Genomic DNA, 14,147 nt, shown 5'->3' on the forward strand with positions numbered 1-14,147 from the left:
GCTTTTTACACGTATGAAAGCTTATCTGTATTATCAGTGCAAACCGCTTTATTTACTATGAACGTCAATATGCCTTAAACAATCATTATAAGAAACTGCTGTGCAAACCTGCTTTTGGCTTCTTTTTTATTTTGTTTCGCCGTTCGCGGTTTGCACGGCGGATATAATGAGTATCGGAGGCAAAATATACGCCTGTAACAACAAAATATTCTAATACGTAATGGTTTAAATAAATTACTGTAATAATAACTTTTAGTTTACAGCGAGGATTACATATGAAAAAAAAATTTTTTTCTTTAATAATAACAGTACTGCTCTTAACAGGGTGCGGCGAGGGTACAACGGAAAATAAAACGCCTGATGCCGAAACCGCGCATACCGTACAGGAATAAAGCGGCGCAAAATCTGAAGAAAACAAATTTCCCGGAAGCTACACTGTTCCGGACGGCTGGATTAAGTCAGATGAATATTCAACCGACGAAAAAATTTTTTATGTGCAGGAAGGACATGAAAACGATACGCTTCCCGACAATATTTCCGTTAATATAGGCTCAAACAAGTACAGCGCCGATGAGCACTCAAAATTCAAAGACGCAATACTGAACCAGCTTTTATTCCAGCTTAACGGTACCAACGCTACCCTAAACGGCGACGGCACCTATACGGAACAGGGATATACAGAGTATATATTTACAATAGAGGACAGCGACGCCGTTACAAAACAGTATTACATTATAGACGACTACAGATACTGTTTAATTCATCTTACAAACTATACTTTATCAGAAAACGCATACGACGCTGTGCAGGAAATAGCCGACAGTTTTGTTTGGCAAAAAGATGAAGATATTGAAGGCGGTGGAAAGACATGAAAAATATCATTTTCGGGGTTTTATCTCTTGTCCTCGGCATAATGCTTCTTATCGCCGCATTCATAATGGATTTGGATTTAGGGCCGATTTTAGGCCCCGCCACAGCTTCCTTCGGCGGCGGTTTTACAATGGTTGGTTTTTTAATTTTAAAAAAATTTTTTAAAAAGGTATAATTTCAGTTTACAATGGCACATACACTCTACAATGAAAAATTTTCCGTATTTCCATGCGGCATAAACTTGGCATAGGATCGCTTGGGGGGCGCATATGCGTCTAAAACTGCAAAAATTTTCCTTTTGCGATGTCAGATAGTTTTAACAGGCGTCGGCGCATCATAATAGCAAGGCAAAGGCTCGCAGGCACGGCGATCCTACGGCAAGCGTTTTTTACACGCCTATTGCGCCGATAAAGCCCGTTAAAACCATATGTGCTCTTGTAAACCGAAACCGGCCGAAAAGAATAAATATATCCTTCATTTATGGATAATCAGATAAACATAATCCTTATACTAAAAATATTAAAACAACATTTTAATCATAATTTGTTTTTATTCGGCTCGGCATAAAAAGCAAATCGACAAATGCAAATGAAAGATTTATATAAAAAAAGAAAATTATAACTTTTAAAATGTTTTCATAAGCCATGAGCCCAGACACGCTTGTTCTTTAAGCAGCAGTTTGGGCTTTTTTACTTTAATTTATTTCATTATTTAAAAAGCGTCTGAAATAATAAAAAGTCAAAAATTTATTATTTAGGCGCCGTATGAACCGATAACAAAATACCTATTAATGTAAAATACTCTTGCAAAAGCGTTATTCTATCATTATACTGTCAAAAAAGTCTACAAGAGGCGTCAAATACTCAAATTCTCCCGCGCAAAAATCTATAAGCTCCCTTTCAAAAAGCAAACTGTCTATTTCACGCTTATATACCAGCGAAATTGCTTTTCTCTGATACCACTGCATAACGTCTTCGCTTTTATCTCCAAGCTTTTTTTTATAAAAATCGCCGTCAAGCTTGTAGTTTTCGTTGCCGTTATATTTTTTTGCCAGCCTTTCAAAATACGGCGTGTTAGCGTCAACTTTTTTCCTGAAGGCTTTCATATATACGGGCAGGCTTTCATATATGCCCATCCCCACCATATAATAATCCGGGCCGAGTTCAAAAAAAATAACCGGTCTTGCCGTCCATGCCCCCGTTTCCCTTTTAAAAACAATCCATTTGTTGTCACGATACGGAGCCTTATTTTTTGAAAAACGCACGTCCCTATTTATCCTCGAAACAGAAGGCAAAGCAATTTTTCCTGTTCTTGAATATATCTCCTCGCCAAGCTGTGCGGCAAAAGCATCCATAGGTTCTTTTAAAAGCAATTTATACCTGTCCCTGTTGGCATTAAACCATTCTTTATTATTATTAAATCTCAGTTCCCATAAAAAATCTATCATTTCCCGTGGGAACCCCGTAAAGCTTTCATTGTATCCCATATTAATCCCCCGCAAATAATATATTTTAAATATTATACTTATGCATAAACAAAATGTCAAACAAACCGGAATACTGTAATTCAAATTTTAAAATCAGACAAAAAAAGCGGATACATAACTGTATCCGCTTAAATGCAAAGCAAAAATTTAATGCCCGGCGTCCTTAATAAATAAACGCATCCGCAATATTAAAGTATCCCGCCGAACTGGAGGAAAAGAGGTGCAAAAACAAGTGAAACAACCGTCATCAATTTAATAAGTATATTGATTGACGGGCCTGACGTATCCTTAAACGGATCGCCTACCGTGTCGCCTACGACAGCCGCTTTATGAGCTTCACTGCCTTTTCCGCCATGATTGCCCTCTTCAATATATTTTTTAGCGTTGTCCCATGCTCCGCCGGCATTTGACATAAATATAGCCATTAAAACGCCTGTAACGAGAGAGCCCGCCAAAAGCCCGCCAAGCGCTCCCGGCCCAAGAAGTATTCCTACAATAAGCGGCGCAACAACAGCCATAATGCCTGGAACAAGCATTTCTTTCAAAGCGGCCTGCGTCGAAATAGCAACACAGCTTTTATAATCCGGTTTTCCCGTTCCTTCCATAATTCCCGGTATAGTCCTAAACTGCCTTCTAACTTCTTCAATCATTTGGAATGCGGCCTTTCCTACAGATTCCATTGTAAACGCCGAGAAAAGGAACGGAAGCATACCGCCGATAAATAAACCTATAATAACTTTGTAGTCCAAAATATTGATAGCGCTTAATTTAACCGCTTCCGCATATGAAACGAAAAGCGCCAAAGCCGTTAAAGCCGCCGAACCTATAGCAAAACCCTTGCCCATAGCGGCAGTTGTGTTTCCTACAGCATCAAGCTTGTCCGTAATATTTCTTACGGAATGGTCAAGTCCCGACATTTCGGCAATACCTCCGGCGTTGTCGGCGATTGGCCCGTAAGCGTCAACCGCAACCGTAATACCTGTAGTTGAAAGCATTCCTACCGCTCCGAGGGCAATTCCGTAAAGGCCCGCAACCTTATATGAAATAAATATTCCGACTGCAATCAATAAAATAGGAACGGCAGTTGAAATCATACCGACCGCAAGCCCGCTTATAATCGTTGTTGCCGGTCCGGTTTCAGACTGTTCCGCAATTTTCTTAACTGATTTATAATCTCCGGAAGTATAGATCTCCGTCACAATACCGATAAATACGCCGACAATAAGCCCGGCAATAATAGCGATAGCTTCATGCATCCTTCCGAAAAACATATTGCTTAATATGAAAGACGCCACAACAACAAGCGCGCTCGCCACATATGTTCCTGTTTTTAAAGCTTTATGCGGGCTTGATTTATCATCGCCCTTTACAAAGAATGAGCCTATAATAGCCGCCGCAATGCCTACCGCCGAAAGAAGAAGCGGAAATACAGCTCCGCTTGCGCCGTAAGCCACAATGCCGAGGGTCAAAGCCGAAACGATTGAACCGACATAAGATTCAAAAAGGTCAGCCCCCATGCCCGCAACGTCGCCTACGTTATCTCCTACATTATCCGCAATAACGGCAGGGTTTCGCGGATCATCCTCAGGTATTCCGGCTTCCACCTTTCCTACAAGGTCTGCTCCTACGTCCGCCGCTTTTGTATAAATACCGCCGCCTACACGGGCAAACAATGCAATCGAAGAAGCTCCAAGGCTGTATCCCGATAATACCTCGACATTTCCCGTCACCATAAATATAACGCTTGCGCCGAGAAGGCCGAGGCCTACAACCGACATACCCATAACGGCCCCGCCCGAAAACGCTACGGAAAGGGCTTTGTTCATTCCGCCTTCCATTGCCGCATTTGCCGTCCTGACATTTGCTTTTGTTGCAACATTCATGCCGAAATATCCGGCAAGGGTTGAAAACGCCGCGCCAACCACAAAACATACGGCAGTTATCCAACCGATAGCAAATCCTATAAGAAGAAAAAGTACGACTGCAAATACAATAAGTATCTTATATTCAGCCGTAAGGAACGCAAGCGCCCCTTCATGAATTGAGCCTGCAATTTCTTTCATCCTGTCTGTCCCTTCAGACATTTTGGATACCTTAGAAGCTAAAGCAAAAGCAAATACAAGCGCAATTACTCCCAAAATAGGAGCTAAAACTACCATGTTCTCCATTTTTTCACAACCCCCGTTCTAAATTTTTACATTTTTCAGCCTATTATAATATTTAACTGCCATTCATTATACCATTATTACTATAGCTGAAAAATTTATATATTTTACAAATGTTAATTTTACCATATTATTGCTGTAATTTCAATAACATTTTGGTTGTATTACTAAAAATATAATTAATATCAAACTATAAGACGCCGCGGATAAGCATATTAAAAAACATTATCCGATTATTTCCGAAATTCCGGATTTTAATAACAAAAAAGCCAAAAATATCAATAAATATTTTTGGCTTCATGCTTAAACCAATATAAAATTACAAACTGCTGTGAACAAAATCAAAATGCGTTTCAAGAGCCGCTTCCGCTTCCTTATAATCGCCGTTGACAATAGCAAGGTATATATCGGTATGATATTTATGAAGAAGTTCGGCGCGCTCCTGTTTTACAAGTATAGCGTTTCTGTTAAATTTAACTGTGCGTTCCAAAATAAATCCAAGGTAATCCAGGACTTTAACAAGGACTTTGTTGTTGCTCATCGAAAAAAGAAGTCGATGGAATTTCACATCGAGCTTTGCGCCCGCTTCCGCGTCGTCGAGCTTTTCGCCCATTTCATCAATCGTACTTTTAAGCTCGTCAAGAAGCTCCCTATTTTTCTCGGCGTTTTTGCAGACGAGCCTTATCCCGGATATTTCAAGCATTTTACGAAACTCCAACAGATCGTCTTCAAGGCCGTCCTCTTTTAAAAGAAGAGGCACAACAAGGGCAATAAACGGCTGAACGTCAAGGTTTGAAACAAAAGAGCCCTCGCCGGGCCTGATGTCGACAACGCCCATAATTTCCATTACGCTCAAAGCTTCCCTTAAAGACGCGCGGCTTACGTCAAGCATTTCGGCCAACGCTCTTTCCGGAGGGAGTTTATCGCCGCATTTAAGGCTGCCCTCCCTTATAAGGAAAATTATCTGTTCAACTATATTTTTATAGATTTTCTTTGTCTGTATAGATTTTATTTCCATAGCACTATCCCCTTTGTCGTTTTCAGCCCCACTTTCAATTATAATTTTAGTCCATTGTCAAATGTTTGTCAACTTAACGCACCTATTTTTATTAATATAAGCCGGCCGCTTTCTTTTCTTCGGAAATCTGCGCCTTTAATTTCCTCATTTCGCCTACTGAAAAGAATAAAACAATTATAAAGCTTATAATCTCGGCAAGAGGGCCTGCATACAAAATGCCGTCAAGCCCGAAAAATAAAGGCAGCGCCAATATAAAAGGCACAAGCAGCAATAGGGAACGCATCATTGACAGCACAGACGCTTTAACAGCCTGCCCCGTCGCCTGGAAATAACCTGTTGAGATAATAATAAATCCCGAAAGAAATATTGCCGAAAGGTATATTCGCATACATCTGTATGAAAATTCCGCAAAATTTGCATCGTCAGTCCCAAAAAGGCTCAGCGGCGCTTCCGGAAAGAACACGCACATTACCCAGCCTAAAACGGCAATAACCGAAGCAAGCATAACTGCAAAAGTATATGTTTCCCTAACCCGGTGCGGATGTTTTGCCCCAAGGTTAAACCCTATAATCGGCTGTATGCCTATGCTTATTCCGATGCTGAAACTTACAATTATACCGCTTACTTTTAAAACTATTCCCATCGCGCTCAGCGCCACATCTCCCCCTACGGAAGAAAGATCCCCGTAGTACAAAAGCGATTTATTGAGTATAACCTGCAATACGGTCATACCGATCTGAGTTGTGGAACTTGCAATCCCCAAAACGGTAAAAGTTTTTACAAGCCCCAAATCGAGCTTAAACAAACTCTTTTTAATGCGCATCCTGCTTTTTTTAGTGAAATAATTCATTATTATAACAACGGATATTATCTGGCTTGTTATAGTAGCGATTGCCGCGCCTTTAACTCCCCAATGGAGAACGAATATGTAAATTGGATCGAGGATTGTATTTAGGGCGGCGCCGATAAGCATACTAATCATAGAAAGGTTTGGATTTCCATCTGTTCTGACAAGGTTTGAAAGCCCCGAACCGAGCACCATAAACGGCATACCGATAAGGATTATAAATGTGTAATCAACTGCATATTCTATAAAACTATCCGCCGCACCGAATAAGTAAAGCATTGGCTCAAGAAAAAGTATTCCCACAACCGCTACTATTATTCCAACTCCAACCAATATAACAAAAGAATTGTTCAAAACTTTTTCAGCAATATCGTTTCTGCCTTCGCCGAGTTTAATAGCCGCATAAGCCGCCGCGCCAGAACCGAAAAGCATCGATAATGCAAGGGCTATCGTCGTTATCGGAAAAGCTACAGTTGTTGCGGCGTTTCCAAGGTATCCAATCCCCTGGCCGATAAATATTTGATCTACAACATTGTACAGGCTGTTAACAAGTATTGCCACAACAGCCGGAACAGCAAACCTGAAAAGCAGCTTTTTAACCGGTTCAAATCCCAAAGGATTTTCATTTGCTCCCATACTTCTTACATTTTCTTCCATTAATTTACCTCCTTACTTTGTGCATTTTACATATATCTGCCATATGCAAATTATGCAGTATTTTTTATTCTAACACCATTTTGGTACTAACGCAATAATAAACTTTTATAATAACATAAAAATTCTATATTTATGCCATTATAAAACAAAAGATATTGCCTGAATAATTTAAGCCAAAAATCTTCTTATACCTAAATCTTATATATTTTGTACTTTAGCAAAGCAGTCAACTGTTGCCACTTTTTTTTAACAGTGATATTATGTATATAAAACATCAGCCAAAGGAGGAAACAATATGTTTATCAGAGGAACTCTAGCAGAAAAAAATACAATACTTAACACTGCAGAAAGAATGTGCGCGGCTGCAAGGACAGCGCCAAAAGCACGGGGAATAGACAAAATAGTTACCGGAATTATAACAGAAGATGAAAAAGACGCCGTAATAGCTGAAATGCGTCGGCTTTTTGACGAAACAGGCGCCGCATTTTTTGAAAGGGATGCAAAGAACCTTGAAATATCGGGAGCTGTTGTGCTTATCGGCACAACGGGAGGGCCAAAAGGCGTGCCCGCATGCGGTTTCTGCGGCTATAAAGACTGTTCCGAAATGGCCGCAAACAACGGCCACTGCGCTTACGATGACATTGACCTTGGAATCGCCGTTTGTTCAGCGGTATCGGTTGCCGCAAACAACAGGATCGACAACAGGATTATGTTTTCGGCCGGCGTTGCCGCCAAAAGGCTCGGCTACCTTGGCGAAGACGTTAAAAAAATACTTGCAGTCCCACTTTCGACCCTTGGAAAAAGTCCTTATTTTGACAGATAAATCCAAAGGAGGGCAATATGTTTAAAAATAAATTAAAACATAAGCTTTATAACGGCGAATCTGCCTTCGGGACATTCATCGCCATAAATTCGCCGGATATAGTTGAAATATGCGGTTTGCTTGGTTTTGATTTTGTTGTCCTTGACGGCGAGCACGGATATATTTCCCCAGAAACGTCAATCCCGATGATACGCGCTGCGGAAGCATGCGGCATGACCCCTGTAGTGCGCGTATGTGAAAACAGCGAATCCCTCATACTAAGGACGCTTGACGTCGGAGCGCACGGAATACATGTCCCCCAGATAAATTCAAAAGAAGCCGCCGAAAATGCAGTTAAATATGCCAAATATCATCCATACGGCAAAAGGGGCGTTTCATTCCACAGGGCGTGCGGATATGGAATTTTTGATATAAACGAATATATGGAGCGGGAAAACAGCGAAACTCTTGTTATATTCCACTGTGAAAATATTTCCGCACTTGAACATATAGATGAAATAGCCGCAACGGAAGGGCTTGACGTTTTGATATTCGGCCCGTTTGATATGAGCCAGTCCATGGGCATACCGGGAAAAACCGACGATCCTATGGTAGAGGCCGCCGCACAGAAAATGCTTGACGCATGCAAACGCCATGGAAAAATTGCCGGAATATTCACAAGCAATGCAGAGGACGCCGAAAAACGGATTAAACAGGGATTCCGTTACATGCCCGTTGGCGTCGACTGCAAAATAATTGCCGATACTTACGGCAAACTTATAAAATCGCTTAATTCAATTAAGTAAGGATTCATTCCACAAAAAACCAGTTTAAGCGGTTAAATGATTCGAGCTTTAAACTGAAACATTCCATTTATAAATTTATGTTTGTCAACAACATGACTAAAATCCTAATGTATGCATAGCTTTTAATTTTAAATGGCAAATCGCGGCGCCAATTATATTTCACAAAATATTTATAAAACCGCTTGCTTTCAAGCGCATTGAAGTTGACAAAATTAAAAATAATAAAAAGCCGAAGGCAATTATACGCCGACGGCTTTTATTATTTTTTCTTCAAAATATACGCCCAACAAAACTATGGCAATCCTTACTTTCCTAAAGCCGCGTAGTTTATGCGGCTTACAAATCTTTCTATTATCTAGTCAAACGAGTCGGAAAAACTTGTAAAATACAAACTTTAAAATCCGCTTTGCAAATTTCCATACCCAAAACACATATAATTTGCTGTTAAAAAGCTATCCGCTTAATAAAATATTGCACACATAATGCAATTATTTTGCATCTGAGTTATTTCATATTATATATGTCTTTTAAAACACACAAAAAATTATTTGCCGTCCAACGTCCGCATATAAGTTTTAATATGTTTCTGATATGTTGCCAGTTAAAGAAAAAATACATGGTTTTATACCGTTTTAAGGCAAATACAAATAGACCCATGGATTTTTAAATCAATTCCGCGATTTACGGTGATTTTAGGAGTAAATACCGTTTAATATGATTTTAAAAGGTTTCCAAACTTTGTATATTGTCCGAGCCATGCAAGCTCCACCGTACCCGTCGGGCCGTTCCTTTGTTTCGCAATTATAAGTTCCGCTTGATTTTTCGCGTCGCTGTCAGGGAAATAGTATTCGTCCCTGTAGAGGAATGCAACCACGTCGGCATCCTGTTCAATAGCTCCGGACTCCCTTAAATCGCTTAACATAGGCCTGTGGTCGCTCCTTTGTTCGCAAGCCCTGCTCAGCTGGCTTAACGCTATAACCGGCGCGTCCATTTCCCTTGCAATAGCTTTAAGGGAACGTGAAATTGATGAAATCTCCTGCTGCCTTGAATCCGACTTTCCGTCGCCGCTCATAAGCTGCAAATAGTCTATAAGTATTAATCCCAGCCCTTTTTCAAGTTTCAGCCTCCTGCATTTGCTGCGTATATCCATAGGCGAAACCCCGGGCGTATCGTCAATAAATATGTTGGACTGGCTTAACGGCCCCATTGCCTGTATAAGCTTAGGCCAATCGTCGTCGGTCAAATCGCCTGTACGGAGCTTCTGCGCGTCAATCATTGCTTCAGAGCAAAGCATACGGTTAACAAGCTGCTCCTTGCTCATTTCAAGCGAAAATATTGCAACAGGGACGTTATGCCGTATTGCGGCGTTCTGCGCAATGTTGAGGGCAAAGGCTGTTTTCCCCATCGACGGCCTTGCGGCAAGCAAAATTAAATCGCTTTTTTGCAGGCCTGCCGTTTTAGCGTCAAAATCCGTAAATCCCGACGGCACTCCCGTTACGGCGCCTTTATTTTTATATATATCCTCAATTTTTTCAAATGCGGATACGGCTACGTCGCGTATATGCGTCACTTCGCCCGTATTCCTGCCGTTCATTATATCAAAAATGCCTTTTTCGGCATTTTCCATAATATGGTTTAAAGGTTCCCTTCCTTCATAACATTCCTGGGAAATATCCTGGGAAGTCTTTATAAGCCGCCTTAAAAGCGATTTCTCGCTTACAATCCTTGCATAATGCCTTGCGTTTACAGAACTTCCCACAGCCGAAGAAATTTGGGCCAGGTATGATATACCTCCTATTTGCTCAAAAACGCCCTTTTCTTCAAGCCTGTTTTTAACAGTTATAATGTCAATAGGCTTTCCCGCGGAATAAAGCTCCATAGCGGCCTCAAAAACAAGCCCGTTGTCAGGCCTGTAAAAATCAGAACTTGTAAGAGTTTCCATTGCGGCCGCAACGGCTTCCCTGTCTATAAACATAGAACTTAAAACCGCCTGCTCCGCTTCAACGTCATGCGGAGGAACCCTTTGAAAATGTGAATTTTGGCTGTTATTTTCTTCCATTCTTACCACCTGAATTTATTTTTTCCGCTTTCTGCTTAAAAATTGTTTGAAAATAAGGCGTGCCGATAAAATTACGCCTTTAGGCGGCAAAGTCTAAGCGTTTGATTTACGCTTCTGTAATAACCACCTTAACCTCCGCCGTTACCTGCGGGTGCAGCTTAACCGGAACCGTCCTTGTACCCACCATTTTTATTTGGTCGTCAAGCTCAACTTTCTTTTTATCAACCTTTACGCCGCTTGTTTTTTCAATAGCCTGCGCAATTTCTTTGTTTGTCACAGAACCGAAAAGCTTTCCGTTTTCGCCCGTTTTAACGGCAATTTTAACTTCGTTTTGCTCCAGTATTTCTTTTGTCTTTTTGGCCTCCTCAAGTTCCTCGGCCTTTCTTCTGTCATCCGCCTGCTTCTTCAATTTAATGTCGTTAAGGTTTGAGGCGGTTACCTCCATCCCGAGTTTTTTCGGAATAAGGAAATTCCTCGCATATCCGTCGCTTGCATTTATCTCCTGACCTTTTTTGCCAACGCCTTTAACGTCGGCAAGAAGTATAACTTTCATTTATTCTTCCTCCTTTAAGTATTCGTCGACTGCAAGTTTAACTTTCTCCAAAGCTTCGTCAATATCCATGTTTTCAAACTGGCATCCCGCCATTGTACGGTGGCCGCCGCCGCCTATTTTTTCCATTAAAACCTGTACGTTAACGTCGCCTAGGCTCCTTGCAGATATATATATTTTACCATATATTTTAGAAATCACAACAGACGCTTTTACGCCGTTTATTTCCATCAGTTCATCCGCCGCTTGGGCGCATATAATGCTCACGCCTTCCGTTTCATACCCGCACTTTGCAATTACTATTCCGCCTTTATAGATCTCGGCGCTTCCGACTGTTTCGGATTTGATTTTAAAATCTTCAAAATCATTTCTGAAAAACTCCTTAACCCGTATGGAATCCGCACCGTTGCGCCTTAAATATGCAGCCGATTCAAACGTGACCGTATTTGCCCTTACCGAAAAACTTTTGGTATCCAGTATAATCCCGCTTAATATAACGTCGGCTTCGGCGGGCTTGAGCCTTACTTTATCCCCCATATGGCGTATAACTTCCGTAACAAGCTCGCATGTTGAAGAAGCATAGGGCTCATGGTATGTTAAAACCGCATTTTCAATGTATTCGGCGCTTTTTCTGTGATGGTCGAATACAACTATTTTTTTTATGCCGTTAAGTACTTCCCTGTTTTCCACAAGGCTCGGCCTGTAAGTATCCACAACTATAAGCAGGGATCTGTCGTCATATAATTCAAGCGCGTCGCGTCCTTTTATAAAAATCCCCCTGTTTTCTTCGCATGATAAAACCGCATTATAAACCGGGGTTATACCTTTAGGCGCATAGTCCAAAACAATATACGGCGTTTTTCCGAGACTCCTTACAATCCTTGCCATTCCCGCCGCCGCTCCTAAAGCATCGTAATCGGGCATCCTGTGCCCCATTATAAACACGTTTGACGCATCGTTTATAAGCCCTTCCAAAGCGTCCGCCTTAACCCTTGCCCTGATTTTCGCATTGTGCGAAACCTCGCCGCTTTTTCCGCCGAAAAACTGGTATTTTTCATCATCTTTAATCAGCACCTGATCCCCGCCGCGTCCCAGGGCAAGTTCAATAGCTTCCCTTGCATTTTTCATCGACGCGTCAAGCCCGCCTCCGCTTATGCCGATCCCTATACTCAAAGTTACCGGTATGTGATCTCCTACTTTTGTTTCCTTAACAGTATTTGTAATTTCAAATTTCTTTTCCTTTGCATTATTTAAAGCTTCGTTCGTCAAAACAAATATATACCTGTCTTTTTCGAAATTTTTTACAACACCGCCGAACCCAGATATATAATTATTGATTTTCCTGTCAATAAGGGCCGTTAAAAGCGGCACCTGGGCGTCGTCGGCGCTCTCGGTTACTTCCTCATAATTGTCAAGGTAAATAAGGCCCAGTATTGTTTTCTTATTCCTCAAATCCCTTTTGAGCGCTTCCCTTTCAAACACATTTACAAGGCATATTGTATACATAACGCCGCCGTTTTTTTTGTTTGGAATATTCCCGCAAAATACGTCGTAAGGCATGCCGCCAATGTCAAAAAACTGTGTATACGCCCCGACGTCGAATTTGCCGAAAACTTCATTGAGGGTTCTTCCGTACGTTTCAAAATTTATAAGGCCTTTAAACTCGTCGTTATAAAGTATAATGCGTTTATTCCCGTCTGCAACGGCAAACGGCAGCGGCACGCTTACGAGGCTTTTAATATCGTCAATGTCGGTTATATCAATAGCCGCCGCCATGTTGTTCAAACTTTCCGAACTGTCGTTAAAATTTATGCCGAACGCAAATTTCGCACAGAAAACTATTACAAGCACTATAACAAAAACAACCGCCAAAAAAACCGCCATAACAGGAAAAATCAAAATAACGCCCAACACGGCAAAAGCTATGGCCACAGCGGCGGCAGTTTTCATAAAAGCCGCTTTTTTGTTATTTCCCCCGTTATTTTCGCCGTCCATTTAAAATCCTCCAATTAATGTCTGATAGTGTGGTATGTTCCCAAATGTTTAAAAAATTTCGTTTTTCTTTCAATCATTTTAAGGGCGTCGCTTATATCCGCCGCATTTGCGCTTTCCATGTCTACATAAAAAACGTATTTTCCAAGTTCGTTTTTCATCGGCCTTGATTCTATCTTTGTCATATTCAAATCCCATATGGCTATTATATCCAAAATTTTATATAATTCCCCGGGGCGGTTTTCGGTTCCGAAAACTATGCTTGTTTTGCCTTCGTATGCAAACTTTTGCGTGCCTTGCTTTGAAACAACAAGAAACCGCGTCTCATTATGGTTTTCGTCCTGTATATCTTTTTCAAGTATTTCAAGGCCGTATTTTGCCGCCGCTTCGTCAGTACATATCGCCGCCCATCTGCCGTCCGACTCGGAAACGTATTTCGCCGCCCCCGCCGTGGATGCGGTCTGTATCTTTTCAACGTCCTTAAACTCTTCATTTAAATGTTTTCTGCACTGTGCCAAAGCCTGCGGGTGCGAAAAAATTTTTTCAACGTCAACCTTGCTCAATCCTTTTTTTGCGGCTACGTTATGCCTGATTGGAAGTATTATTTCACGGTCTATAACCACATTTACGTCAAATATAAGGGCGTCGATTGTAAAAGTCACGGTTCCCTCAATAGAATTTTCAAAAGGCACTATACCCTTATCAATTTCCCCGTCCTCAACGGCGCGCAGTATGTCCGGTATATGGTGATACGGTATTATATCCGCGTTTTTAATATCTTTTTTATATTTTAAAGCCGCCTGATGCGTAAAAGTCCCCTCGGGGCCAAGATAACCTATTTTCAAAATTCCTGCATCTCCTTAATATTAATGCTTACAAATACCTTATGCTAAAG

The 14,147-nt window shown here is 41.2% G+C and carries 12 protein-coding genes; 4 read left to right on the forward strand and 8 right to left on the reverse strand.

The genetic code is table 11. From position 1 onward, the window contains the following. The first annotated feature begins 494 nt into the window (after window positions 1-494). The gene (locus NE664_04220) at window positions 495-872 is read left to right on the forward strand and encodes a hypothetical protein (GenBank protein MCQ4725867.1); all 378 of its coding nucleotides are present in this window, start codon (window positions 495-497) and stop codon (window positions 870-872) included. Further along, window positions 869-1,045 carry a hypothetical protein gene (locus NE664_04225; protein MCQ4725868.1) on the forward strand — a complete coding sequence of 59 codons (177 nt, stop codon included), beginning with the start codon at window positions 869-871 and terminating at the stop codon, window positions 1,043-1,045. Before NE664_04220 ends, NE664_04225 begins: the two co-directional genes overlap by 4 nt. A 639-nt stretch (window positions 1,046-1,684) precedes the next feature. Here the strand turns inward: NE664_04225 and NE664_04230 are convergent. The 4 genes from NE664_04230 to NE664_04245 all read right to left on the reverse strand — a co-directional run bounded on the left by NE664_04230 (window position 1,685) and on the right by NE664_04245 (window position 7,043). Then, entirely contained in the window at window positions 1,685-2,356 is a 672-nt protein-coding gene (locus NE664_04230; protein ID MCQ4725869.1) for a DUF2461 domain-containing protein, read from the reverse strand. Window positions 2,357-2,544: 188 nt separating this feature from the next. Then, window positions 2,545-4,524: a sodium-translocating pyrophosphatase gene (locus NE664_04235; protein MCQ4725870.1), complete on the reverse strand. Its 1,980-nt coding sequence runs from the start codon at window positions 4,522-4,524 to the stop codon at window positions 2,545-2,547. Between the two features lie 316 nt (window positions 4,525-4,840). Next, window positions 4,841-5,539, reverse strand: a complete 699-nt coding sequence (locus tag NE664_04240) for a FadR family transcriptional regulator (protein MCQ4725871.1) — start codon at window positions 5,537-5,539, stop codon at window positions 4,841-4,843. Window positions 5,540-5,630: 91 nt separating this feature from the next. After that, a complete protein-coding gene (locus NE664_04245; GenBank protein MCQ4725872.1) occupies window positions 5,631-7,043 on the reverse strand; it encodes an MATE family efflux transporter in 1,413 nt (470 codons plus the stop codon). A 295-nt stretch (window positions 7,044-7,338) separates the two neighbouring features. Between NE664_04245 and NE664_04250 the strand changes: the two genes are divergently transcribed. Both NE664_04250 and NE664_04255 read left to right on the forward strand, forming a co-directional pair. Further along, entirely contained in the window at window positions 7,339-7,866 is a 528-nt protein-coding gene (locus tag NE664_04250) for a DUF2148 domain-containing protein (protein MCQ4725873.1), read from the forward strand. 17 nt (window positions 7,867-7,883) lie between these two features. Further along, complete coding sequence (locus tag NE664_04255; GenBank protein ID MCQ4725874.1) at window positions 7,884-8,651, forward strand: aldolase/citrate lyase family protein; 768 nt, start codon at window positions 7,884-7,886, stop codon at window positions 8,649-8,651. 709 nt (window positions 8,652-9,360) lie between these two features. Here NE664_04255 and dnaB read toward each other — a convergent pair. The 4 genes from dnaB to pheA form a co-directional block, all read right to left on the reverse strand. Further along, the gene (dnaB, locus tag NE664_04260; protein MCQ4725875.1) at window positions 9,361-10,710 is read right to left on the reverse strand and encodes a replicative DNA helicase; all 1,350 of its coding nucleotides are present in this window, start codon (window positions 10,708-10,710) and stop codon (window positions 9,361-9,363) included. A gap of 106 nt (window positions 10,711-10,816) precedes the next feature. After that, the gene (gene rplI, locus NE664_04265) at window positions 10,817-11,263 is read right to left on the reverse strand and encodes a 50S ribosomal protein L9 (protein ID MCQ4725876.1); all 447 of its coding nucleotides are present in this window, start codon (window positions 11,261-11,263) and stop codon (window positions 10,817-10,819) included. Continuing rightward, complete coding sequence (locus NE664_04270; GenBank protein ID MCQ4725877.1) at window positions 11,264-13,255, reverse strand: DHH family phosphoesterase; 1,992 nt, start codon at window positions 13,253-13,255, stop codon at window positions 11,264-11,266. A gap of 14 nt (window positions 13,256-13,269) precedes the next feature. After that, window positions 13,270-14,097 (reverse strand): prephenate dehydratase, encoded by an 828-nt coding sequence (pheA, locus tag NE664_04275; protein MCQ4725878.1) that lies wholly within the window; start codon window positions 14,095-14,097, stop codon window positions 13,270-13,272. Window positions 14,098-14,147 lie beyond the last annotated feature (50 nt).

The sequence above is a fragment of the Anaerotignum faecicola genome, assembly GCA_024460105.1.
Classification (GTDB): domain Bacteria; phylum Bacillota; class Clostridia; order Lachnospirales; family Anaerotignaceae; genus JANFXS01.

Bases quoted from the DNA above. Each gene is read 5' to 3' on its own strand.
- NE664_04225 (MCQ4725868.1), top strand. From the start codon at position 869: ATGAAAAATATCATTTTCGGGGTTTTATCTCTTGTCCTCGGCATAATG.
- NE664_04230 (MCQ4725869.1), bottom strand. From the start codon at position 2,356: ATGGGATACAATGAAAGCTTTACGGGGTTCCCACGGGAAATGATAGAT.
- NE664_04235 (MCQ4725870.1), bottom strand. From the start codon at position 4,524: ATGGAGAACATGGTAGTTTTAGCTCCTATTTTGGGAGTAATTGCGCTT.
- NE664_04240 (MCQ4725871.1), bottom strand. From the start codon at position 5,539: ATGGAAATAAAATCTATACAGACAAAGAAAATCTATAAAAATATAGTT.
- NE664_04245 (MCQ4725872.1), bottom strand. From the start codon at position 7,043: ATGGAAGAAAATGTAAGAAGTATGGGAGCAAATGAAAATCCTTTGGGA.
- NE664_04250 (MCQ4725873.1), top strand. From the start codon at position 7,339: ATGTTTATCAGAGGAACTCTAGCAGAAAAAAATACAATACTTAACACT.
- NE664_04255 (MCQ4725874.1), top strand. From the start codon at position 7,884: ATGTTTAAAAATAAATTAAAACATAAGCTTTATAACGGCGAATCTGCC.
- dnaB (MCQ4725875.1), bottom strand. From the start codon at position 10,710: ATGGAAGAAAATAACAGCCAAAATTCACATTTTCAAAGGGTTCCTCCG.
- rplI (MCQ4725876.1), bottom strand. From the start codon at position 11,263: ATGAAAGTTATACTTCTTGCCGACGTTAAAGGCGTTGGCAAAAAAGGT.
- NE664_04270 (MCQ4725877.1), bottom strand. From the start codon at position 13,255: ATGGACGGCGAAAATAACGGGGGAAATAACAAAAAAGCGGCTTTTATG.